Genomic DNA, 25,396 nt, shown 5'->3' with positions numbered 1-25,396 from the left:
AATGCCATACACTTTAATTGGAAAACAATATAGTCAATATGGAATTGGTTTGGGAGAGGCATTTATTTTAGTTACTACTTTTATTGGAATTTTTGCATCAACAATTATTTATAATCGCCGATCACGAATACCAAACACGAGATTTTATCAACATTATTTATGCAAAATGTTAATTTTGCAAGTTAATATGTTTATTCAAGTTTCAATTTTATTACTAATGTTATTACCAATTGGGTTTTGACAATTAGGTTCAGCATTTTGATTATTATATTTATTTGCTTTATATGTTGGCTTTATCTTTACTTTTATTGTTGGCGGAATTTGATTAGCAATTTCAGGTGAAGTATCATCACGAGTGTTAAATATGGTTGTTTTAATGTTTAACTTTGCTTGTGGCTGAATTTTATTCCCAGCTTTTATGTCAAATCCATTCTATAATACATTATCAAACATTATGCCGTTTACTTATGCAATGCATAATATGGGCAATATTATTTATGGAATTGCTTCTGGAGCAGGACAACTATGATATTATCAAGCAGATATTATTAAGAACTGTTTAGTGTTACTCGCAATGGCGATTGTTATGATTGCAATAACATTAATCACTTTACATATTCGTTTCTTGCGAGCTCATTATGGTATTCGTCGAATGAGTGTGATTTATAAAGCGATGGCCAAAGTTAGTTCTACATCAGAATATGCGCATAAAAGAAGTGTTTTATTAATTTTAACAAAAGATCAGAAGAAAGATATTAAAGAAAAAGTTCAAGAAATCTTGTTTACTAACATTAGTGAAAAGTATTCTTACACAAAACTAAGTAAAAGACAAATTAAAAAAATGGAACGAAATACAATTGATTAAGGAGGTATAGAAAATGAAAAAATTATTATCATTATTAACAACATTTTCTTTATCATCAGCAATTGGAATTAATGTTATTGGTTGTCAAACTAATCCATTTGATGATTTTCCTGGTAATAATCAAGTTGCCAAAACAGCTGCTCCAGCCGTAATTAATGCAGTTAATAATTTTTTAATGTATAACGTTTTATATATGAAAGGCGATTCAGTGGCAGAAAATAAGTTTTATTATAATTATCAAAACATTTCACAAAATCAATGAATGCGTTATCCATCGTTAGAGTTATAAAATCCATGAACAAATTATGACCAAGGGACAGCCGCAGTTAATTCTTTGGCGGTTGCAGTTTATAGTGTTACTTTGTTGGGAAATGAAAAAGATAAACCAACGAGTATTAATGGAGTAGTTGTCCGTATAATGTCGGCTGCTGATGGAACATTGTTTCAAACATCCCAAAATTTATTACCATCAGCAGAATTTATTAATACTGCAATGGTTAATAAAGCAAAAGTTAGTGCAGAAGCAAAGCAAACATTAAAGGGTTATTATCAAATCAATGGTAAAGCAAAAATTCATCAATAGGGTTATTCAGTTTTATCAGATTTAGGGGCAGTTGATTTTACCATATTAAAAAAGGATTATTTCACAACCAATGAAAGTGAATCTAATATTAAAGATGTTATTATTGCTGAATTAGATAAAGAAAGTAATATTAAAGTAAATCCTGATGAAATTGAATTAGAGGTAAAAACAATGCCAGCTGGTAGTACTACAGGCGGAAAATTAGTGGTTGGAAATTATGAACTTACCTTAACAGCAAAAGCTAATGAAAAGACCATCTAAGGAATGGGTAATTTTAGTATTAATGTTGTTGATCAAAGTAAATTTAAATTTGATTTAGCAACTATTTCAACAAAAGGATTTAAGAGTAATTTAACGATTAATAATACTGTGGGTGATTTAAAAAAAGCTGTTCAACAGTATGTTGAAGGAAAATTAGCACCAGCAGTTAAAAAAAAGATGAAATTGAATATAAAGTTGAAAAAGAAACTGATGATACAAAAAAACTATTAGAACAAGCATATAATGTTATTATTTCAGCACCAGAAAAAGCAACAAGTGTTACTAAAAAAATTTAAATTACAGTTAAGGTTGTTGATGAACCAATGTTTGATTTAGATTTAACAAAGTTTGCAAATAAAATTCCAGCTCCTTCATTTTTAAATAATAATTTTAAAGAAGAAGATTTAGTAAAAAGTGTTCAAACAGCTGTTATGGAATGATTGCCAAAAGAATACCGTGCTGGAGTTTCTTTAAATACAGAAATTAAACAGAAACCAACGGGAGCAACTGGTGCTGAGTTAGTAAAGGGAGAATATATTGTAACAATTACACCAGATGGGGGAAAAGTAACGGGTAGTTATGAAATGAAAGTGCAAGTAATGCAATTTACAACCAATAAAACAATTGATTTTTATTGAGCTGGTGTTGATATTCCTGTTGTTAATATTACTAATGGCTAAAAAAGTAAAATTCCTTTTACTTTTTTATTTTTAAAGTAATTATAAGGAAAATTGATATAATTATAGAAAAGCAAAATTATAAAGGAGTAGTGAAATAGTGTTTAAATTAACATCAAATTATTTGCCAGCAGGTGATCAACCCCTGGCAATTGAAAAATTAACTACCAATTTATTAGTAAATAAAAAACATCAAGTTTTATTAGGAGCAACGGGAACTGGAAAAACATTTACAATGGCAAATGTTATTGAAAATTATCAAAAACCAACATTGGTGATGGCACATAATAAAACATTAGCAATGCAATTATATGTTGAGTTAAAAGAAATGTTTCCAGAAAATCGTGTTGAGTATTTTGTTTCAAACTTTGATTTTTATCAACCGGAAGCTTATTTGCCAGGAAAAGATTTATACATTAATAAAGATTCTCGCCAAAATATGGAGTTAGACATGATGCGGTTAAGTGCTTTTAATGCTTTAACAACTCGTAAAGATGTTATTGTCGTGGCTTCTGTTGCTGCAATTTATGGAGCACAAGATCCAAATGAATATAAAAAATCTTTTTTGCAAATTAATCGTAATCAAAAAATTAGTAAAAAAGATTTAGCCAATTTTTTAGTATCATCAGGATATGTTCGTAATGATATTGAATTGATTCCAGGTAGTTTTAGTGCTAAAGGTGATGTAATTAAAATTGTTCCAGGGTGAAATGTTAAAACTTTTATTCGCATTGATTTGTTTGAAGATGAAATTGATGATTTAGCTTATATTGATGGAATTACTGGTAATGTTACACAGCGGTTATCAACATTAACAATTTTTCCAGCGCAAGATTATATTACTTCTCCAGAACGTTTAGCTGAAGCAATTAAACGAATTGAAGCAGAATTAAAAGTTCGCTTAGCTGAATTAGAAGCAGCTGGAAAAATTGTTGAATTACAACGTTTAAAACAACGAACTGAATATGATTTAGATTTACTTCGTGAAAATGGAATATGTTCTGGAATTGAAAACTATTCACGACATTTAGATTTACGAGAAGAAGGTGAAGCGCCGTATACTTTGATTGATTTTTTTGGCCAAGATTTTTTAACTATTATTGATGAATCACATATGTCATTGCCGCAAATTCGAGCAATGTATAATACAGATCGAAGTCGAAAAGAAACCTTAGTAAATTATGGTTTTCGTTTAAAAAGTGCATTAGATAATCGTCCCTTAAATTTTGATGAATTTAATCAAAAATTAAAAAATGTTATTTATGTTTCAGCAACTCCGGGTGATTATGAATTAGGTTTAGTAAATAATGAAGTGGTTGAACAAATTATTCGTCCAACGGGATTATTAGATCCAACCGTAGAAGTAAAATCAACAGTAGGACAAATTGATGATATTATTGAACAAGTAAAAATTCGTCGGAAAAAAAATGAACGTGTTTTTATTACTACTTTAACAATTCGGATGTCAGAAGATTTAACAAGTTACTTACAAGAACAAAATGTTAAAGTTGCATATTTACATAGTGAATTAAAAACTTTAGAACGTAGTCAAATCTTATTGGATTTACGAAAAGGAGTTTATGATTGTATTATTGGTGTTAACTTAATTCGTGAAGGAATTGATATTCCAGAAGTATCATTAATTTGTATTCTTGATGCTGATAAGCAAGGATTTTTACGAAATGAACGAAGTTTAATTCAAACAATTGGTCGTGCTGCAAGGAATGCAGCTGGGCATGTTATTTTATATGCTGATAGTGTTTCTGAATCAATGCAAAAAGCAATGCGAGAAACTGCTCGCCATCGGCAAATTCAAGAGGCATATAATTTGAAATATCATATTACTCCAACAACAATTATTAAGAATATTCGTAATTATACTAATATTAAACGTCAAAATGATAAATTACATAACATTAAAAATAAAAAATCAAAAGATTATAAAACAGTTAAAAAAGGATTACTACAAGATTTACGAAAAGAAATGTATGAGGCAAGTAAAAAACTTGATTTTGAACGAGCTGCAGAATTACGCGATATTATTATTGAAATTGAAGCAGAATAATGATTTGTGATAGTATTAATTTACAGGGAGGAACTGGGAATGACAAAGTTTATTGTAAAAGATATTGTTGATAAATTTGACTACGAGGTGTTAGCTGGAAGGGAAGGTCTTAAACGACCTATTAAAATTTATGGTCTTAATCGACCAGGATTAGAATTAGCTGGCTTTGATTTTGAAAAAAATAATAGTAATCGTCGGGTAGTTTTGTTATCAAATAAAGAGCAATTATTTGTGAATACCTTAAGTGAAAAAGAAAGAAGAGAGCGCTATAAGTATATTTTAAATGAAAATATTCCAATGATTATTTTAACGGAAAAATTTACTGATAAATTATTATTAGAAATTGCGGAAAAACATAGTTGTCCAGTTGTTCGTGCAAGCAATATTACAACAAGTCGTTTATATCAAATGGTATTAGAATTTTTTGATGAACATTTCGCACCAGTAACAGAAGAACATGCATCATTAATTAATGTTTTTGGGAAAGGAATTTTATTAAAAGGAAAATCAGGAATTGGAAAATCAGAAATGACATTAGAATTAATTAAAAAAAATCATTTGTTTGTTGGTGATGATCGGATTATTATTCAGCAACGAAATAATAGATTATATGGGCAATCACATGAAATGTTAAAAAATTTAATTGAAGTCCGTGGTTTAGGAATCTTAGATTTAAGTAAAATTTATGGTTTGCAAGTGTTATTAGATGAATCAAAAATTGATTTAGTAATTGAATTAATTCATTTAGATGATGAACATTATAAATCAATTGACCGATTAGGATCTAAGTATAAACATATTAAAATTTTAGATACAAAGGTACCAATTGTAACAATTCCAGTTACATATGGGCGTAATGTTAGTGAATTAGTTGAGACAGCAGTTTCAAAATTAAAATTAGATGAAGCGGGAATTTCTTCGATGCAAATTTTACAAGATCGTTTTAAAGAATATTCAAAATAGAATTGAGAAGGAGTTTATAACGTGAATTTAGCAACATGAATTGTCCACGATACTTATGGAAATTGATTTCGTCCTTATTGATTTTTAATTTTTTGTGGTTTTGCAATTACCATTATTTTATCATGAATTAATTTTCGCAAACGTGATATTCCAACGCAAGGATTTTACTGAGGAATTTTTGTGATTACACCGATTGCTTTATTAGGGGCTAGTTTTTTTGGTAAATTTGATGTTAAAAATCCAATTTTCTTTTTTACATTATTTGCTTTCTGAGAACCAGGAATGAGTATTCATGGGGGGCTAATTTTTGGTTTAATTGCCGGCTGAATTTGATTTGGTTTTGAATCACGAAAACATAATATTTCGTTATGAGTATATGCTGATTTAATTGTTCCAAATATTTTGTTAGCACAAGCAATTGGGCGATGAGGTAATTTTTTTAATCATGAATTATTAGGAGAACCAATTGCACGCGAACAATTAATGTGATTGCCAAGTTTTATTCGTGATAATTTATTTAAATGATATGTCCCAACTCCGGTACCAAATAATTTTCATCCAACAGAGGCAATTGGGATTAACGGAAACCCTGTTGACCCAACTGATTTTAATAATGTGCAATATTTTCAACCAATTTTTCTATATGAATCATTGGCTAATATTTTATTATGATTCTTAATTGTGATTGCATTACCATTAATATTTCGTTATAGTTATTATTGAAGGTTTAAAAAAGAAGAACCTGATTTTATGCAGTTATCGTGAAAAGGTTTTTGAGCAAAATGATACTATGATATCAAACCCGATCCTATGGTTGTTAATAATTTATCACAACAAGTAAATTTGAAAAAAGTTTATTTTAAAAATAAACATAAGATGACAAAAAAACAAGTGATGAAAGCACATTGGAAATATTGTGGTGCACGATTAAAACAAATTTTTACAGCTGATGTCCGAGAATTAGAAAAAATAGAAAACCCTCATCGTTTAAAAATTTTCCGTTGTGGAATTAAAACTGGGATGTATATTGCTGGTTATAATTTCATTCGGATTATTTTAGAAACACAAAGAGATGATCATTATTTATTTTTAAAAAATATGCGAACATTGAATTATGTTATTCTTAGTTTAATGATTTTAATTGGTATTATTTTAATATTATTTGCCCAATGGATAGCTGTTATAAAATGAAGAAAAGACGGATGATTATATGAAAAACAATACTAATGAAATATATGATATTTTAATTATTGGAGCTGGTCCTGGTGGGATGACAGCAGGAATTTATGCTGCACGAGCAATGGCAAATATTGCAATGATTGAAAAAGGAGCACCAGGAGGAAAGGTAACAAAGACAAGTGAAATTGAAAATTATCCTGGTTTTGATAATATTCAAGGCTATGAATTAGCCATGAAAATGTTTGAACAAACCCAAAAATTAAAAATCCCATATATTGCTGATCGTGTGACAAATATTATAAGACAAGATAATTTGTTTAAATTAGAGTTATTTTCAAAAAAAATCTTATTAGCAAAAGCAGTTATTGTTGCAACCGGAACAGTTGAACGTAAATTAGGAGTGCCTGATGAATTAGAATTGGAAGGACATGGAGTTTCATATTGTGCAGTTTGTGATGGCGCTTTATATAAAGAAAAAGATGTAGTTGTTGTTGGGGGAGGCTATGCTGCTCTTGAAGAAGCTCTTTATTTAGCGCGCTTTGTTAATAAAGTTTATCTAATTCATCGTCGTGATGAATTTCGTGCTGATAATAATATTGTGAATAAAGTAAAAGCACATCCTAAAATTAATTTTATTGTTGATACAATAGTAACTGAAATTAAGGATGTGACCGAAAAACGGGTGACAACAGTTGTTATTAAAAATGTGAAAACAGGTAAAATTGATAATTTACCAGTTAGTGCTATTTTCCCATATATTGGGGCGATTCCAATTAGTGATTTTGCAAAAAACTTAGGAGTTTTAAATGAAGAAGGCTATTTTATTGTTAATAATAAATGTTTAACAGCATTGCCAGGATTATATGCCGCTGGTGATGTGACAAATACAACATTACGACAAATTGCAACTGCGATTAGTGATGGAGCAAAAGCAGCGCAATTTGCCTTAGAATACCTTAATAGTTGTCATTAAAAAGGTATTTTTTGCGGTAAGATATATATTGGATAAAGATGAAAAAGAAAGTGAGAAGGATTTATGACAAACAAAAAAGAATTAAAAGATGTTCAAGTTAAAGGAAAAAAAGTTTTAGTCCGTGTTGATTTTAATGTTCCAATGAAGGATGGGCAAGTTACTGATGATAATCGGATTACTGCAGCTTTACTCACAATTAAATATTTATTAGCACAAGAAGCAAAAGTAATTTTATTTTCTCATTTAGGGAAAGTTAAAACAGCTGATGATTTAGAAAAACGTGATATGGCGCCAGTGGCAAAGGTATTAGAACAAAAATTAGGACAACCATTTAAGTTTATTAATGCTTTTGAAGGAAAACAATTGGAAGAAGCTATTGATGAAATGCATAATCAAGATGTAATTTTATTTCAAAATACACGCTTTGCTGATATTATTAATAGTAATGGTCAAATTAGTGTTGATAGTGATGGTAAAGCAACTGCAAAACGAGAAAGCAAAAATGATCCTGCTTTAGGGAAATATTGAGCAAGTTTGGGTGATGTTTTTGTTAATGATGCATTTGGAACTGCGCATCGTGCTCATGCTTCAAATGTTGGGATTGCAGAAAATATTGCTGAATCATGTTTAGGATTTTTAGTGAAAAAAGAAGTAAAAATGTTGTCACAAGGAGTAGACAATCCAGTTAAACCATTTGTTGCTATTATTGGTGGCGCAAAGGTTTCTGATAAAATTGGGGTAATTGAACATTTATTAACAAAAGCAGATAAGATTTTAATTGGTGGTGGAATGGCATATACTTTTTTTGCTGCTCAAGGTCACAAAATTGGAAATTCATTATTAGAAGTTGATAAAGTTGAAATTGCTAAAACCTTTTTAGCAAAAGGAAAAGGAAAAATTATTTTACCAATTGATGCATTAGAAGCACCTGAATTTGCTGATGTACCAGCAAAAGTTACAACAGGTTTGGATATTAATGATGGTTATATGGGGTTAGATATTGGTCCCAAAACAATTGAATTATTTAAAAAAGAATTAGCGGATGCAAAAACGATTGCTTGAAATGGACCAATGGGAGTTTTTGAATTTAAAAATTATAGTATTGGAACAAAAGCTGTTTGTGAAGCAATTGCTGAATTAAAAGGAGCCTTTACTTTAATTGGAGGAGGCGATTCAGCTGCAGCGGCAATTCAATTAGGATATAAAGATAAATTTACGCATATTTCAACTGGTGGTGGTGCTAGTTTAGAATATATGGAAGGGAAACCACTGCCTGGTATTGAAGCTGTTCAAAATAAATAATATAATAAAACGACAAAATGTCGTTTTATTTTGTCAAAATGGAATAATTATGCCAACTATTGTTTTTTATGATAGAATAAATTTGAATGTTTATAATTATATTATATAGAATAGAGGAGATAGTTGAATGGCAGTTAGCGATCGTAAAATTGTAAAAAAACATGGGAAAATAGCAGATAAAATTATGGCATTAGATGAAACAATGCGAGCACTGTCTGATGATGTATTAAAAGAAAAGACAAATGAATTTAAAACGAAGTTAGTAGAAGGTGCTACATTAAATGATATTTTAGTTGAAGCATTTGCTGTTGCCCGTGAAGCAGCTCGTCGAATTTTAGGATTACATGCTTATCGTGTCCAATTAATTGGGGGCATTGTTCTTCATGAAGGTGATGTGGCTGAAATGAAAACAGGTGAAGGAAAAACTTTAACTGCTTTAATGCCAACATATTTGAATGGTTTAACTGGTAAGGGTGTTCATGTTATTACTGTTAATGAATATTTATCAAGACGGGATTCAGAAATTAATGGTCAAGTTTTTAGTTTTTTAGGTTTAACAGTTGGTTTAAATTCTCGTGATATCACTAAAGATGCAAAAAGAGAAGCATATAGTTGTGATATTACTTATACTACTAATGCTGAATTAGGATTTGACTATTTACGAGATAATATGGTAAAAGTTTACAGTGAGAAAGTCCAACGAGGATTAAATTATGCCATTATTGATGAGGCTGACTCAATTTTAATTGATGAATCAAGAACACCATTAATTATTTCGGGGGGACGTCAAAACCGAACACCGCAATATCAAGCAGCTGATCATTTTGCAAAATCATTATCACGAGAGAATGATCTTGAAATTGATTTAGAAACAAAACAAGTTTATTTAACTCCAGAAGGAATTACTAAAGCAGAAAAAATCTTTTCAATTAATTCTTTATTTGATATTAAAAATACTGAATTATACCATTTAATCCTAAATGCTTTAAAAGCTAATTTTGTTTTTAAAAATGGTGTTGAATATGTTGTTCAAAATAATGAAATTATTTTAATTGATCAGTTTACTGGCCGTTTAATGCCGGGACGTGCTTATAGTGATGGTTTGCAACAATCATTACAAGCAAAGGAACGTGTTGATATTGAAGAAGAAACAGTGACAATGGCAACAATTACTTACCAAAACTTTTTCCGATTATATAATAAATTAAGTGGGATGACTGGTACTGCAAAAACAGAGGAAGAAGAATTTATTAAAATTTATAATATGCGTGTAATTCAAGTTCCAACTAATCACTCATTAATTCGTCGTGATGAAGCTGATTATATGTTTGCAAATCGTGATGCAAAAATGCAAGCAATGATGAAAGAAATTATTGCCTTGCATGAAAAGGGACAACCAATTTTAATTGGAACAACTTCAGTTGATTCATCAGAAATTGTGTCGCATTATTTACGAAATGCTAACTTAAAATTTGAAATGTTAAATGCGAAAAATCATGAGCGTGAAGCAGACATTATTGCAAAAGCTGGTGAAAAAGGAGCCATTACTTTAGCAACAAATATGGCTGGTCGGGGAACAGACATTAAGTTAGGTGATGGTGTTAAAGAAATTGGAGGATTAACTGTTTTTGGGGTTGAACGAAACGAAGCACGTCGAATTGATAACCAGTTACGAGGGCGAGCAGGACGACAAGGAGATCCTGGTTTTTCACGGTTTTATGTTGCTATGGATGATGAATTAATGATGCGTTTTGGTGGGGATCGCCTACGTCGAATTTTTGCTCGGTTAGGTTCGGATTTTATTCAATCACGAATGTTAACAAGAGCAATTTCTAATGCACAAAAAAAAGTTGAGGGAATGAATTTTGATCAACGAAAACATATTTTAGATTATGATAATGTTTTAGCACAACATCGTGAAGCAATGTATGCACGACGTGATCAAATTTTAACAGCAACTGATTTAAAACCAATCATTAAAAAAATGCAATATTCGGCAGCTTATGATTTAACCAAAATGTTTGGTAATAAATCGCATGGGGAATGATTTATTCATTATGATGACTTAATTAAGGGGATTAGTGATAAAGTTGTTGCAGCTAATGTGTTAGATAAAGCAGCCATGGAAAAAATGAAGCGAGAAGAAGTTGCGAAATATGTGGCAACAAAAATGAATGAATTTTATTTAGCGCGAACAGAAGATGTTCCTGCTGATGTTATTAATCAAATTGAACGAAGTGCAATTATTACTTCGTTTGATGATTATTGAACAAAACATATTGATCAAGCAAGTAAATTACGAAGTGGAATTTACTTACGAAGTTATGCTCAAACAAATCCATTACACGCTTATGTTGAAGAAGCTGCAAAATTATTTGAGCATATGCAATTATCAATTGCACATGAAGTTGTAATTAAATTAGCAAATGTTGTTATTCGCAAAATTGATGGTGATATTCAAGCTGAATCGTTTCATGATTCAGAACAAGAAATTCGAGAATTTAAACAAAAAGGGTAATTAATAAACCACTATGCTAAAGTAGTGGTTTTTCTGTATTATTAAATTAGAATGAGGGATAAATATGAGCTTTGCGTTGGAAGTAAAAGAGGAAATTGTTAGAAAAGAATTTGACCAAATGTGTCAGAAAGCTTTTTTAACTGGTTTTGTTAAATATAATATGACATTAAATATTAGTAATCATTTTTTTAACTTTGAAGTAACCTCAATTAGTAATCTAATTATTCGAACAATTTATACGTTTTTAAAAAATTTATATCAAGTTAAAATTGACATCATTATTGTTCAAGGTACAAAATTAAAAAATAGCAAAACATTCAGTTTACGAATTAAAGAACGAGCTACTGAAATATTAAAAGACCTACAAATTTTTGATGCAGAAACTAATCAAAAAATTGTTGCCATCCCATCAGAATGAAATGAACGACAACAACGTGCTTATATTGCAGGCATTTTTGTTGCTTGTGGTAGTGTTAATTCACCAGAAACAAGTAATTATCATTTAGAAGTTCAGTTTAATGATGAAGTTTCAGCACAATATTTTCAAAAATTATTGCATAAATTTCATTTTTCATTTAAGATAATTGTCCGTCATGATCGTTATGTTTGTTATTTAAAAAAATCAATTTTAGTTTCAGATTTCTTAAAATTAATTGATGCAATTAATAGTGTCCTTGCTTTTGAAAATACTCGTATTTCAAGGGATATGGTTAATAGTATTAATCGTTTAAATAATATTGAAATTTCAAATCAACAAAAAGCAATTAAAGCTGGGGAAGAACAAGTTGCAATGATTAATTATTTACTTGAACATGATTTGTTTGATGAACTAAATGAAAATACCAAAAAAGTAGCTTTATTACGAATTGCTTATCCCGATGCATCGTTGCAAGATTTGTCAGCATTATTAGAAAATGAAACTAGTATTGAAATTTCAAAATCGGGAGTAAACCACTTATTTCGTGAAATTAAGAAAAAATATTATGAAAATATAAAATAATTTATGTTATAATTCATTTATTATTTTTTATTAAAATAGGTCATTAAAAATGGAGGAAAAACTAATGGGAAAGCCTAAAAAGCACGTTAAATTTTTTGAATTTTTAACTGTTTTTTCAACAGCGGTTGGAATTACAATTGGAATTGGAATTTATTTAAAAAATGATACTTCAGAAGGACATCTTTTATATTTTACTCAAAATCCTTATTTATCAATTGGATTATGGATTTTAGTTGGAATTTTAGGAATGGCAATGATTATGGTCTTTATTGAAGTTACATCAGTAAAAACTAAAAGTGGACATGGGACATTACCATCATGGGCTAATATTTTAATTGGTCGGCAAGTTGGTAGTTTAATAGCATTATTTTATATCTTTTTTTATTTCCCAATTTTATTGGGTCTTTTCCCAATTTTTAGTATTAATGCAATGTTTGATGCACTAGAAGTGCAAAGCATTAGTAAGGAAACACAACATATAATTGCGATTGCTATTGGCCTTGTTATTTTAATTTTATTTTACTTAATAAATATTTTTTTCCGAAATGTTGGTAAATGAGTTCAAACAATTGGAACATTTATTAAATTTATTCCTTTACTAGTTAGTCTAGTTATAGGCTTTGTTGCTCCAATTGAAAATAATGTTTTTGATAAATATAGGGAATTAAAGTTTGGTAACTTCTTTATGGGGATTTTACCAGTATTATTTTCATTTGATGGTTTTATTTATGCTGCAGGATTACAAAAAGAAGTTTCTAACAAAAATGTTGTTCCAAAAGCATTATTTGCTGCAATGTTATTTATTACTATTTTTTATATTTTAGAAGTTATTTCTTTATTTTTAGGAACAAATGATGGTAGTGTTTTTACTTTATTTAAAAATCTCCTTGGTGGTCCAATTGCAAAAGTCTTAATGTGATTTATTATGTTAACAGCATTAATGAGTATTAATGGTTTAACCTTTGTAGCTCCTTCATTTGGACATACAGTGCAAGAAGAAAATCTTGTTTATATTGGAAAGAAAGAATTAAGTTATCAACAAATTGGTTTGATTCAAATGGCAATTACTGTTTGTTTCAATTTAATATTAATGGGACTTAGTCTTGGCGTTATAGGTGATCCAATGTATTTATTAGATCTTTCTTCTAATGCCGTTAGTTTTACTGCTTTTCTATGTTATATTAGTTTAATTATTGCTGTTTGTGTTAATCGTTATACAAAGCGAGTAGAAGTAGCAAAAGTAAAAGGAATGTATTATTATGGTGGTTTTTCTCTTTTCTTGCTAATAGGTTCAATAGATTATATTATGTATAATTTCTTTGCTTATAGTAGTAATCATAAAACTTTATATAGTTTATTAATTATTATTGGGGGAACATTAGTAATATGAGGTATTAATGAATTATTATTATGGCATAAAGCAACACCACCTGCTGGTGAAGTAAAAATAAAAACCCCATTGATTAATAATGTTAATCAATAGGATTATAAGTAATAATTTTATCAAGTTCATCAGTTTGATGAACTTTTTTTCATCCACCAAGAAGAATATAAACTTTAAAATTATGTTTTTTTAATAAACGGTATAAATCTAAATGAGAATGGTCAGCACTTGAAACAAAAAGAATTTTTTTATTTTTAGTTACTTTTTTTGAATAAATTAAACGAAAAAGATGATGAGGAATATTAATACTATTAATAATATGACTTTCAATTCATTCTTCTTTTGGACGAATATCAATAATTAACCATTTATCTGAATTATTAATTTTTGGTAGTCTTTTAATTGATTTAGTATTGTATTTCATTTCAAATGCTGATAAAAACATCTTTTCACCTCTATGAAAACATTATAACATTAAGAAAGTTAATATTTTATTAAGAAATCATTAAAATTTAAGTATATAATTAAAATGTTAGATAGAAACGAGGGAGAAGAATGCGAAAACCAATTATTATTGGAAATTGAAAAATGCATAAAGCAACGTATGAAACAATTGACTTTTTAAAACAAGTTGATAATGTATGTCATGATTTAAAACTTGAAGCTGGTATTGCAGTACCATTTGTTAATTTAGCAGTGGCAAAACAACATGCGTATCATTTAATTATTGCGGCTCAAAATTGTCATTATGAAGATTTTGGGGCTTTTACTGGTGAAATTTCAGTTGAAATGTTGCAAGTTTTAAAGATTACGCATGTTATTATTGGACACTCAGAACGTCGTGAAATGTTTAATGAGACAAATAAAACAGTAAACTTAAAAGCAAAAAAAATCTTAGCAAAAGGGATGGTGCCGATTATTTGCTGTGGTGAAACATTACAACAATATGAAAACAATGAAACACAGCAAATTGTTGAAACACAAATTGAAAAAGCATTACAAGGTATTGATTTTGAAGATGCAAAAACAATTGTTATTGCTTATGAACCAATTTGAGCAATTGGAACAGGGAAAACAGCAACAGCTGAGATTGCACAAAATGTTTGTGCAATAATCCGAGCAAAAATTGCTAATCTTTATGATGAAGTAGTAGCAAATATGATACGAATTCAATATGGAGGTAGTGTTAAACCGGAAAATATTCAAGAATTATTAGCTCAACCAGATATTGATGGTGCTTTGGTTGGCGGTGCTAGTTTAGAACCAAAAACTTTTTTAGGGTTAGTAAAATAATTAATAATAAAAAATAATAAATAAGATTTTATTTTCAGAAGTTAACTTTGATAGATTTAACTTCTTTTTATTTTTCTTAAAATAAGATATAATTATATCTTGGAATAAAGGATTGAGGTTAAAATTAGTTTAATTAATATTGAAAATTTAAGTCATGCTAACGGTGGGAAAGTTTTATATAAAAATTCAGCAATTCGAATTAATAAAGGTGAACATTTAGTTTTAATTGGAGCAAATGGAACAGGGAAAACAACATTATTAAGTATTATTTATGGAAAACTTACTCCTGATGAAGCAGATATTGAGTTGCATCCAAGGGTAAAAATTGGTTATCTACACCAACACCAAGAGTTAGATGGAACATTAACAGTTGATCAATTTTTAAAATTAACATATCAACATTTATTTGAAATTGAGGAAAAAATTCATGCAATTTATGAAAAAATGAGTCTTAATTATGATGAAGATGAACTTGTCAAAGCACTAAAATTACAAGAACACTTAGATCAAAATGGTTTTGAAACAATTGATAAGGAAATTCGTAGTTTAGTTGATGGTTTAGGAATTGATCCAGAAAAATTTAATGTTAAATTATCCGAATTATCGGGTGGTCAACGAGGAAAAGTTATCCTAGCAAAGTTATTATTATCAGAAAATGATTTTTTGTTATTAGATGAACCAACTAACTTTTTAGATTTAGAACAAGTTGAATGATTAGCCAAATTTTTACAAAATTATGAAAAAGCGTTTCTAGTTGTTTCTCATGATATTGATTTTATTAATAAAGTAGCAAAAGTGATTTATGCTATTGAAAACTCAAGCATTAATCGCTATGTTGGTAATTATCAACAATATTTAGCATTAAGTTAATTAAAAAATGAACAATATGATAAAGTACAAAAAGGTCAAGAACGTCTAATTAAAAAATTGGAAACTTATGTCGCAAAAAATAAGGCGCGTGCTTCAACAGCAAGAAGCGCCCAGTCACGACAAAAACAAATTGATAAAATTGAGGTAATGGATAAACGGCATGAATTAACAAAACCAAAATTTGTTTTTAAATATAAGATACCAGCTAGTACGACTATTATTAGTGCAGAGCAATTAGCAATAGGATATCAGTTTCCTTTAATTAAGCAATTAACATTTGATATTCGTGATGGTGAAAAATGTATTGTGCGAGGATATAATGGAATTGGAAAAACAACCTTTCTAAATACTTTAGCAGGAAATATTCCTAAGTTAGGTGGAACATTAAAAATTGGTAATGGAGTAGTTATTGCGTATTTTCATCAAATTGAACAATTAATGGATATGACACCAATTGAATATTTAAAAAACTTATATCCAGACTTGGAAGAAGGGAGAATTCGAAGTATTTTAGCCAACTTTGGCGTTAAAAGTACTTTAATGCAAAATCAGATGACAAATTTGTCGGGTGGTGAACAAACAAAGGTTCGGTTATCGGCATTATCTTTACAACCATGTAGTTTACTAATTTTAGATGAACCAACGAACCATATTGATGTTTTGGCCAAAGAATCATTGTTAGAAGCAATTCAAGCCTTTGATGGAACAGTTCTAATTACAACGCATGATATTAATTTTAATGTTAATTGAGCTGACAAAGTGCTTGATTTTGAAACGATGGTTTAGCAATATGATGCAAAAACATTATTTTTATGTCTTATTCTGTGCTGATGAAACACTCTATGCTGGTTATACGGTTGATTTAAGACGGCGCGAAAAAGAACATAATATGGGCATTGGGGCAAAATATACCGCTTTAGCAAAACGACGACCAGTCAAAATAATTTATAGTGAAGAATATGCAACTCGTTCTACAGCAATGCAACGTGAAGCCGCTTTTAAGCAATTATCACGGTTAGAAAAAATTATCTTTTTGCAAGAACATAATATTAATTTACCATTTGTAATTTCATCAGATATGGTAAAATCATAATAGGAGCATGAAGCGGGGGTAGGATGGATAGTAATATTAAAGTTTTAGTTGATGAATTAACTAAACTATATCATCGTTATCAAACAGAATCACTGCGTAATGATATTATTACTTGCTTAGATATTTTAAAATATTATGATTTTAATGACAAAAGTAATCAAATTTTTATTGGTTATGTCGTACGAGTTTTGTTTATTGTAACAGTAAAGGTTGAAGAAAATATTGATTTAACAACGGATTTATCAAATTTAGTTTTTAAAGGATATACAACTGGTAATCATCGTAATATTTTTCGTCGCAAAAAGTCAAAAAATACTAATGATTTTGAAAAAGAAGTTGAGTTTTATATTAAACGAAATTATTTTGATGATGAATATGAGCGTTTACAACGATTACTTTTAAAAAGGAACGCCAAACTAATTGGCCCCGTAAATGATTCTTTAGCAGGCTTTAATTATGAAAAAATATTAACTAATGCTATTCAATTATTGGATAATTAAGAATTAGTATTAAGATTACAAAATGTTGTAATTCTAATTTTAAAACCATTTGAAATTGAAAAAAATGAATTTTTGACGAAAGAAACATTAATTTAGTAAGTAATTGCTTGCAATTAATGAACATCGTGCTAAATATTTGAAGCAATATAACAAATTATTTCTTCAAACAAATAATTAATTTATATAGTACAATATAAGTAGTTTAAACAAGGGAGGAAGTTATGAAACCAGAATTAAAGGAATTATTATTAGAAATTAAAACTAAAATTAATGATGATAAACTTTTTCGTGATTTTATTGGCGAAGTTCTAAATGAAGCTAATTACAATAATTATTATGAACAATCAGTTGCTGATGAAGAAATTGCAGAGCAATTAGTTGAAATCTATTTTATTGAAAATTATAGTAGTGATGAAGAAGTTTCAGATCTAAAAGAAAAAATCATGAAAATTTTATTCTTTTTAGAAGGACAAGAAGAATTAATTAAAGAATATGCTTATTTTGTTGAAACCAAAGTAAGTCAAATTGTGACAGAACTTAACTAATTTTATTAATCTGACAGTTAATGTTAGATTTTTTAAACTTAGATTTAATCATTTGTACATATTAAAAATTTACAATTTTCTTTTTTAAAAATAAGATTATTTTATGATGCTAATTTACAAAAAACTAATTAAGAGGGTGAGAGAATGGGAAAAGATTGAATCGTTGTTAAAGGCGCTCGAGAGAATAATTTAAAGAATATTGATGTTAAGGTACCTAAAGATAAATTAGTTGTTTTTACTGGTTTATCAGGAAGTGGAAAATCATCATTAGCTTTTAATACCATTTATGCAGAAGGAAGACGCCGTTATATTGAAAGTCTATCAAGTTATGCTCGCCAATTTTTAGGTGGAAATGAAAAACCTGATGTTGATGCAATTGAAGGTTTGTCACCAGCGATTTCTATTGATCAAAAAACAACTAGTCATAATCCTCGCAGTACTGTTGGAACAGTTACTGAAATTTATGATTATTTACGTTTATTATATGCTCGCGTTGGGACACCATATTGTATTAATGGTCATGGGGTTATTAAATCAGTAACAGTTAAAGAAATAATAAATAATTTAAAACAACTTTTAATAGAAGGTGAAAAATTTATGATTTTGTCGCCAGTAGTTCGTGATAAGAAAGGTAGTTTTAAAGATTTATTTGAACGTTTAAAACAAGAAAGTTTTATTCGTGTCAAGGTTAATGATGAAATCAAAACTTTAGATGAAGAAATTGAATTAGATAAAAATAAACGACAAAAGATTGATATTATTATTGACCGCTTGGTTTATAAAGAATCAGCAGATTTATTAAGTCGAATTCATGATGCAATTGAAGTAGCGTTAAAATATGGTAATGCATTAGTAAAAATTGATTTTGCTGATCAAAAAAAGGAAATGCTTTTTTCAACTAATTATTCATGTAGTATTTGTGGTTTTGTTATTCCGGAATTAGAACCACGATTATTTTCATTTAATTCACCCTCAGGAGCTTGTAGTGAATGTAAAGGATTAGGAGTAAAATTAGAAGTTGATGAAGATTTATTGATACCTAATCGGTCATTATCAATTTTACAAGGGGCAATTATTTATTTAAAAAATATTGTTAATACAACAAATATTGAATGGCAAAAGTTTAAAGTTTTAGCCAATCATTATCATATTGTGTTAGAACAACCCGTCAGTGATTTGACAAAAGAGCAGCTAGAATATTTGATTCGTGGTAGTGATGAACCAATTGAATATAATTTAAAAACAGCTAGTGGGAACATTATACGGGGATATGATTATATTGAAGGAATTGGGCAGTTAATTGAACGTCGCTATACGGAAACATCAAGTGAATCACAACGTGAATATTATAAACAATTTATGACAGATAAAAAATGTGGAACTTGTTTAGGAAAGCGATTAAATGAAATTCCTTTATCAGTTAAGATTAATAATATTAGTATTTCTGAATTTACTGATTTATCTGTTGAAGATGAATTAAAAGAAGTTTTGAATTTAAAATTAACAGAATCACAACAAGAAATTGCACGATTAATTATTAATGAATTAGTTAATCGTTTGGATTTTTTAAGTCGTGTTGGATTAGGTTATTTAACGTTATCACGTAATACTTCAACATTATCAGGTGGAGAAGCTCAACGAATTCGATTAGCAACGCAAATTGGCAGTCAATTAACAGGGGTTTTATATGTTCTCGATGAACCTTCAATTGGATTACACCAACGAGATAATGATAAATTAATTGAAACATTAAAAAGTTTACGTGATTTAGGAAATACTTTAATTGTTGTTGAGCACGATGAAGATACGATTCGTGCTAGTGATTATATTATTGACATTGGTCCACGTGCAGGAATTAATGGGGGGCAAGTTGTTGCTGCGGGAAGTATTGATGATATTCAACAAAACCCAAATTCAATTACTGGTAAATATTTAACTGGTGAATTAGCAATTGATGTGCCCAAAAAACGGCGTGGTGGTAATGGCTTAGTATTAGAAATTAAAGGAGCACGAGAAAACAATTTAAAAAATATTAATGTTACAATTCCTTTAAATAAATTTGTTTGTTTAACAGGTGCTTCAGGAAGTGGTAAATCAACTTTAATGAATGAAATTTTATGAAAGGGTATTAAGAAAAATTTAGGGTTAGCAACTGAACGACCAGGGGCACATGATAAAATCGTTGGGATTGATAACATTGATAAAGTAATTAATATTTCCCAAGATCCAATTGGGAAAACACCACGGAGTAATCCAGCAACCTATACATCAGTTTTTGATGATATTCGTGATTTATTTGCCAATACAAATGAAGCTAAAGGACGAGGGTATTTGAAGGGTCGTTTTTCGTTTAATGTGCCAGGTGGACGTTGTGAACATTGTCAAGGTGATGGAATTATTAAGATTTCAATGCACTTTCTACCAACGGTTTATGTTTCTTGTGAAGTTTGTGAAGGGAAACGTTATAATGATGAAACATTATTAGTTAAATTCAAAGATAAAAATATTTATGATGTTTTAGAAATGACAGTTGACCAAGCTTGTGATTTTTTTGCGGCACAACCAAAAATTAGTCAGAAGTTAGGAACAATGCAAGAGGTTGGGTTAGGTTATATTAAATTAGGCCAATCAGCAACAGAATTGTCTGGTGGAGAAGCCCAACGAGTTAAGTTATCAACCTTCTTGTTAAAACGGACAACGGGAAAAACTTTATTTTTATTAGATGAACCAACAACGGGATTACATGTTGATGATGTTAAAAGATTGTTAGTAGTTTTGAATAAAATTGTTGATAATGGTGATACTGTTATTACGATTGAACATAATTTAGATGTTATTAAAATGGCTGATTATATTATTGATTTAGGACCAGAAGGTGGCGTTGGTGGTGGCATGATTGTTGCAACAGGAACACCAGAACAACTTGTTTTAAAAAGTGGCACTAGTTATACGGCGCAATATTTAAAACCTTTATTAAAGTAAGAGGTTACAATGGATGTTAAAAAACAACTTTTTAAGGCAACGTTTTTTCGAAAAAAATATAATTTGGCAAAATTATTAACAGAAAAATATGCGGATGCACAAAATAAAATTAAAGTAATTAATGTTGTTGGTACAAACGGAAAGGGATCAGTTTCAAATTACTTACACCGCCAGTTAATGTTAAATTATCAACGAGTAGGTCTTTTTACATCACCAGCATTTTCAAAACATAATGAACGAATTAAAATTAATAACAAGATGATTAGTGATAGTGATTTAAAACGAATTATCAAAGAAATTAAAGAAGAAATTAAAATTTATCAATTAACTTTTTTTGAAATTTGAGTTTTAATTTGTATTAAATATTTTTTAGATCAAAAAATTGATATTGCAATTATTGAAGCTGGAATTGGTGGCTGTTTAGATGCAACGAATGTTTTTAATAATCAATTAGCTGTTTTATTAACTTCAATTGATTATGAACATACTGAGATATTAGGCAATACTTTGAATAGTATTATTCAAAATAAAGTTGGAATTGCAAAAAACAATTGTCAACTTTTTATTAGTGCTAGTTGTAAAAAACATTTTAATTTAATTGCAAAATATTATAATTCGGATAATATTATTACAAGCGAAGTTTACCCACAAGCAATTAATTATTACCAAGAATTTAATGTTGGCTTAGTTATTAAGTTTTTAAAAATTTTTAAGTTTAAAATTAATTATGAGCTTTTAAAAGTGAACCCAGTCTTAGGGCGTTTTACCCAACTAAGTAAAAATCCGTATTTTATTATTGATGGAGCACATAATCCAGAAGGAATTCGTGCCTGTATTCATACTTTTGAAATGTTACATAATTTGAATCGAAATGAAGTATTAGTATTGTATGCTTCTTCACAAAAAAAAGATTATATGCAAAATTTAACTTTATTGAAGGAACATTTTGGCAATAATTTATATATTACGGAATTTCAGCATCCAATGTCCTGAGACATTAATAATATTAAGATACAGAACAAAGTTAAAAATTGGAAAAAATTATTATTACGAAATAAAACAAAAAATATTTTAGTTTGTGGGTCTTTATATTTTATTCCGTTGGTTTATCAGTTTTATTTAGAGAGGGTGTAAAATATGCTATATATATTAACAAATATTGGTGCTTGTTTAGGGATTGCTATTTTATTTTATCTTGGGGTATTATTAGATTATAAAAATTGAAAAAAAATTAGTATTTTAACAATTACAATTATAAGTTTATTAATTGCATTATCTGTTATTTTAACAAATGTCATTAGTTATACTATTACGTTTCCATTTATGGGAGGAGGAGTAATTCAATTAGCATTAGGTAACTTTTTAATTTTTGTGATTGGAATGTTATTTGGACCATTTTGGGGTGTATTGAGTGGTCTTGCTACTGATGCTTTAGGGGCTTTGGTAAATATTGGTGGAACATATCATAGTGGTTTTTCCTTTAATCTTGCTTTATATGGTTTTTTAGGAAGTATGATTTTTTTATTTAAAAGTGATAAATTTTGAATATTAAAAACAATTATCTTATATGCAATAGGGTTTGCTTTAATTTCATTTGCATTTAATGTTTTATGATTATATGCAATCGGTCTAAAACAAGTTCTTTTCCCAATGGCTTTTGTTATTAAAGCAATTAAGTTTCCAATTCAATTGGCAATTTATTTACCAATGGTTATTTCAAGTTTTACTATTTTATATAAATTAATTACTTCACGTCATAATCTTGCTTTATGATGCACCCAAAAAGGATTATTAGTTTTAACACCAATTAAATTTAAAAAACAGAAAAGATATAATAGTTAAAAGTTGTTTATATGTGGAAAAGTTTTAAAAACTTAATAATTATAATTGTTTTATTTAAAAAAGATTGTGGATAAGTAAGTTAATAGCATTATTTTAACAAATTATATTTACTTATTAATTGTTCATTGTAATATTATTAATGATTAAACAAAGAGGAACGGGAAAATGATGGAAAAAGAAACTACTTATTTAATTAAACAAGAGTATCAATTGTCAGATGATGAACGTATGTTACTTTTATGTTTATATCGGCCAATTATTGGCGATAAAGCACATATGTTATATATTGCCTTAACAGCACAAGATTTCATCTTAGAATTAAATACTAAATATCATTTAGAGAATCTTTTAACATTATTACAAATATCATATGATGAATTTTTAGTAGCAAAAAGTAAATTAGAAACAATTGGTTTATTAAAGATTTTAAAACGTGAAAAAGGAAAGCATTATATTTTAAAACCACAATTACCAATTTCCGCAATTGCTTTTTTTGAAAATCAAATTTTAAGAAATTATTTATTGAATATTGTAGGAGAAAAATCTTTTGCAATTATTAAAGCTAAATTTATTGTTAATAAGCAAGAGGGTAAACAGAAGCATAATGATTTATCTGGTCAATTAAGTGATGAAACAATGACATTTGATTTTGTTTATATTGATAAATACTTAGCATCAAAAAATGCAAATCATAAATTATATTTACCATATCGTGAAAAAATTATCCAGTTAGCAAATTATTACAATGTTTTAACAAATAATCTTGCTATTTTTATTTATAAAAGTATTGAGTTAACTACCAAAGAACGAATTTTTAATTATGAAACATTTCAACATTTACTATCTGATTTTTATCAAAAAGCAATATTAAAAAAACAACTTAATGGAGAACAATTAAATTTAATTGTTAATGATGAAAATGTTATTAAACCAACTAATATGTTAGAAGCAAAAATTAATGAAATGGTTTCAATTGATCCAATTCAATATTTAACTTTACTACGAGAAAATAAGAAGCCAACACCAATTGAAATTGAATTAATTCGCGATTTAATTATTAATTATTCATTGAGACAAGGGGTAGTTAATTGCTTAATTGAATATGTTTGATTTAAAAATGCTCATCGAATTGAAAGAAAGTATTGTGAAAAAATTGCAAACACTTTTCATCAATTACAAATTAATACTGTTGATAAAGCAATGGAGCATTTACGCGGTGCTTATGCAAAAACACAAAAAAGTAAAGTTACAAAAGATGCTATTAAAGCAAAAACATATCAATGGAAAGAAAAAGAAGTTAAACATAATATGGCTGAATTAGAATATAATAAAATTTATGAACAAAAACGGCAAGAACAAGGAATTAAAAAAGTTGATCTTACACAATTATTAGATGATTTAAAAAATTTATAATAGTAAAAATGAAAGAGAGATGGGGGCAATGTCAAAACTAAATTTATTAAAACAACTTCAAAACAATGCAGAGTTAATACTTAATTTACAAGAAATTGTGTTTGATATTAATAATTATCAACAGTTTGAGACACTCTTTCAAGAATATTTAAAAAATTATCATCAATGTGAAAAAACATCATCTTTATCTTTATGCCAACAATCCTTTAAAGGTTACAAATATTATATTAAAAAAGAAAATAATAATTTGTTTTTAACACGAGTTGAATGTAATCATACAATAGCTATTAAAGAAAAAAATAAAATTAAAAATAATTATCTTTATTATGACTTTAGTGATGAATTATTAAAACTACGATTAAATGATATTAAAAAAGATGAAAATTTTAATAATATGCATCTTATTATTGGCGAAATGGTTAAATTTGTTAAAGGTCAACGAAAAAAAGGTTTATATATTCATGGCCAGCCAGGAGTTGGCAAAACTTATTTATTAATTCGCTTAGCTAATGTTTTAGCAAATAATAATCGTAAAGTTGCTTTTATTTCAGTAATTAATTTAATTAATCGAGTAAAGGAATCATTTAATCTTTTTAATAGTGAATCATCATTAGTAGAAATTTTATTAGGAGCGGATGTTTTATTTTTAGATGATATTGGTGGAGAAACAGTTTCTCCATGAGTTCGTGATGATTTATTATTTCGTATTCTAAATGACCGTATTAGTCGTCGACTGCCAACTTTTTTTTCATCAAATTTTACAACAACAGCTTTAACAACGATTTATGCAAATGTTAAAACTGAAATTAATGATAAAGAAATTAATAAAGTAAAAGCATTAAGAATTGTTGATCGGATTCGAGGGTTAACAACCGAATTAGAATTGTTGGGAAATAGTAGGAGAACTGATGAGGATTATGTGGAAAAGTTAACAGTCTAAGAATGTTGTCTGTTGGGGGGTGTAGAAACCACATACATTTTGTACTTTTGTGGTATTTACATTTTTTACAAAATAAATTTTATTAATATTTTAAATAAGGAGTTGAAATTATGCAAACAAAGCAATATTTTATTTTGTGGTCGTTAGT

23 protein-coding genes and 1 pseudogene are annotated in these 25,396 nt (G+C 28.3%); 23 read left to right on the top strand and 1 reads right to left on the bottom strand.

The genetic code is table 4. The annotated features are described in order from the left end of the window. Window position 1: 1 nt before the first annotated feature. The 13 genes from ABNT63_RS09665 (at window position 2) to ABNT63_RS09605 (ending at window position 13,869) form a co-directional block, all read left to right on the top strand. The gene (locus ABNT63_RS09665; RefSeq protein WP_348735559.1) at window positions 2-865 is read left to right on the top strand and encodes a hypothetical protein; all 864 of its coding nucleotides are present in this window, start codon (window positions 2-4) and stop codon (window positions 863-865) included. Between the two features lie 13 nt (window positions 866-878). Then, a complete protein-coding gene (locus ABNT63_RS09660) occupies window positions 879-1,154 on the top strand; it encodes a lipoprotein (RefSeq protein WP_348735558.1) in 276 nt (91 codons plus the stop codon). 45 nt (window positions 1,155-1,199) lie between these two features. Continuing rightward, window positions 1,200-1,448 carry a hypothetical protein gene (locus tag ABNT63_RS09655; protein ID WP_348735557.1) on the top strand — a complete coding sequence of 83 codons (249 nt, stop codon included), beginning with the start codon at window positions 1,200-1,202 and terminating at the stop codon, window positions 1,446-1,448. Window positions 1,449-1,712: 264 nt separating this feature from the next. Then, complete coding sequence (locus ABNT63_RS09650; protein ID WP_348735556.1) at window positions 1,713-1,940, top strand: hypothetical protein; 228 nt, start codon at window positions 1,713-1,715, stop codon at window positions 1,938-1,940. A gap of 92 nt (window positions 1,941-2,032) precedes the next feature. Continuing rightward, window positions 2,033-2,389: a hypothetical protein gene (locus tag ABNT63_RS09645; RefSeq protein ID WP_348735555.1), complete on the top strand. Its 357-nt coding sequence runs from the start codon at window positions 2,033-2,035 to the stop codon at window positions 2,387-2,389. 97 nt (window positions 2,390-2,486) lie between these two features. Beyond that, the gene (gene uvrB, locus ABNT63_RS09640; protein ID WP_348735553.1) at window positions 2,487-4,451 is read left to right on the top strand and encodes an excinuclease ABC subunit UvrB; all 1,965 of its coding nucleotides are present in this window, start codon (window positions 2,487-2,489) and stop codon (window positions 4,449-4,451) included. 39 nt (window positions 4,452-4,490) lie between these two features. Next, a complete protein-coding gene (gene hprK / locus ABNT63_RS09635) occupies window positions 4,491-5,414 on the top strand; it encodes an HPr(Ser) kinase/phosphatase (protein WP_348735552.1) in 924 nt (307 codons plus the stop codon). A gap of 21 nt (window positions 5,415-5,435) precedes the next feature. Further along, the gene (locus ABNT63_RS09630; RefSeq protein ID WP_348735551.1) at window positions 5,436-6,641 is read left to right on the top strand and encodes a prolipoprotein diacylglyceryl transferase; all 1,206 of its coding nucleotides are present in this window, start codon (window positions 5,436-5,438) and stop codon (window positions 6,639-6,641) included. Continuing rightward, window positions 6,625-7,566 carry a thioredoxin-disulfide reductase gene (trxB, locus tag ABNT63_RS09625; protein WP_348735550.1) on the top strand — a complete coding sequence of 314 codons (942 nt, stop codon included), beginning with the start codon at window positions 6,625-6,627 and terminating at the stop codon, window positions 7,564-7,566. The genes ABNT63_RS09630 and trxB overlap by 17 nt, the downstream gene beginning before the upstream one ends. A 63-nt stretch (window positions 7,567-7,629) precedes the next feature. Further along, entirely contained in the window at window positions 7,630-8,868 is a 1,239-nt protein-coding gene (locus ABNT63_RS09620; RefSeq protein WP_348735549.1) for a phosphoglycerate kinase, read from the top strand. Window positions 8,869-8,995: 127 nt separating this feature from the next. Beyond that, window positions 8,996-11,386, top strand: a complete 2,391-nt coding sequence (gene secA / locus ABNT63_RS09615) for a preprotein translocase subunit SecA (RefSeq protein ID WP_348735548.1) — start codon at window positions 8,996-8,998, stop codon at window positions 11,384-11,386. 64 nt (window positions 11,387-11,450) lie between these two features. Continuing rightward, complete coding sequence (gene whiA, locus ABNT63_RS09610) at window positions 11,451-12,386, top strand: DNA-binding protein WhiA (RefSeq protein ID WP_348735547.1); 936 nt, start codon at window positions 11,451-11,453, stop codon at window positions 12,384-12,386. Window positions 12,387-12,450: 64 nt separating this feature from the next. Beyond that, the gene (locus ABNT63_RS09605) at window positions 12,451-13,869 is read left to right on the top strand and encodes an APC family permease (protein WP_348735546.1); all 1,419 of its coding nucleotides are present in this window, start codon (window positions 12,451-12,453) and stop codon (window positions 13,867-13,869) included. Here ABNT63_RS09605 and ABNT63_RS09600 read toward each other — a convergent pair. Further along, entirely contained in the window at window positions 13,859-14,215 is a 357-nt protein-coding gene (locus tag ABNT63_RS09600) for a rhodanese-like domain-containing protein (protein WP_348735545.1), read from the bottom strand. The genes ABNT63_RS09605 and ABNT63_RS09600 overlap by 11 nt on opposite strands. Before the next feature lie 110 nt (window positions 14,216-14,325). Between ABNT63_RS09600 and tpiA the strand changes: the two genes are divergently transcribed. The 10 genes and pseudogenes from tpiA (at window position 14,326) to ABNT63_RS09550 (ending at window position 25,248) form a co-directional block, all read left to right on the top strand. After that, window positions 14,326-15,063, top strand: a complete 738-nt coding sequence (gene tpiA, locus ABNT63_RS09595) for a triose-phosphate isomerase (protein ID WP_348735544.1) — start codon at window positions 14,326-14,328, stop codon at window positions 15,061-15,063. Between the two features lie 123 nt (window positions 15,064-15,186). After that, window positions 15,187-16,719 (top strand): annotated as a pseudogene (locus ABNT63_RS09590) (ABC-F family ATP-binding cassette domain-containing protein). A gap of 4 nt (window positions 16,720-16,723) precedes the next feature. Further along, window positions 16,724-17,026, top strand: a complete 303-nt coding sequence (locus ABNT63_RS09585) for a GIY-YIG nuclease family protein (protein WP_348737188.1) — start codon at window positions 16,724-16,726, stop codon at window positions 17,024-17,026. A gap of 23 nt (window positions 17,027-17,049) precedes the next feature. Continuing rightward, window positions 17,050-17,526 carry a hypothetical protein gene (locus tag ABNT63_RS09580; RefSeq protein WP_348735543.1) on the top strand — a complete coding sequence of 159 codons (477 nt, stop codon included), beginning with the start codon at window positions 17,050-17,052 and terminating at the stop codon, window positions 17,524-17,526. A 221-nt stretch (window positions 17,527-17,747) separates the two neighbouring features. Further along, window positions 17,748-18,071 (top strand): hypothetical protein, encoded by a 324-nt coding sequence (locus tag ABNT63_RS09575; RefSeq protein ID WP_348735542.1) that lies wholly within the window; start codon window positions 17,748-17,750, stop codon window positions 18,069-18,071. Between the two features lie 144 nt (window positions 18,072-18,215). Beyond that, window positions 18,216-21,053: an excinuclease ABC subunit UvrA gene (gene uvrA / locus ABNT63_RS09570; protein ID WP_348735541.1), complete on the top strand. Its 2,838-nt coding sequence runs from the start codon at window positions 18,216-18,218 to the stop codon at window positions 21,051-21,053. 9 nt (window positions 21,054-21,062) lie between these two features. Continuing rightward, window positions 21,063-22,187, top strand: a complete 1,125-nt coding sequence (locus tag ABNT63_RS09565; protein WP_348735540.1) for a bifunctional folylpolyglutamate synthase/dihydrofolate synthase — start codon at window positions 21,063-21,065, stop codon at window positions 22,185-22,187. A gap of 3 nt (window positions 22,188-22,190) precedes the next feature. After that, on the top strand, window positions 22,191-22,895 hold the full coding sequence (locus ABNT63_RS09560) for a folate family ECF transporter S component (protein ID WP_348735539.1): 705 nt from the start codon (window positions 22,191-22,193) through the stop codon (window positions 22,893-22,895). A gap of 165 nt (window positions 22,896-23,060) precedes the next feature. Next, window positions 23,061-24,308 (top strand): DnaD domain protein, encoded by a 1,248-nt coding sequence (locus tag ABNT63_RS09555; protein WP_348735537.1) that lies wholly within the window; start codon window positions 23,061-23,063, stop codon window positions 24,306-24,308. A gap of 28 nt (window positions 24,309-24,336) precedes the next feature. After that, a complete protein-coding gene (locus tag ABNT63_RS09550; protein WP_348735536.1) occupies window positions 24,337-25,248 on the top strand; it encodes an ATP-binding protein in 912 nt (303 codons plus the stop codon). Window positions 25,249-25,396 lie beyond the last annotated feature (148 nt).

Source organism: Spiroplasma endosymbiont of Ammophila pubescens, assembly GCF_964020965.1.
Classification (GTDB): Bacteria; Bacillota_I; Bacilli_A; order Mycoplasmatales; family Mycoplasmataceae; genus Spiroplasma.
Note: the sequence above shows the minus strand (reverse complement) of the source record. Positions and strands in the feature narration are given on the sequence as shown.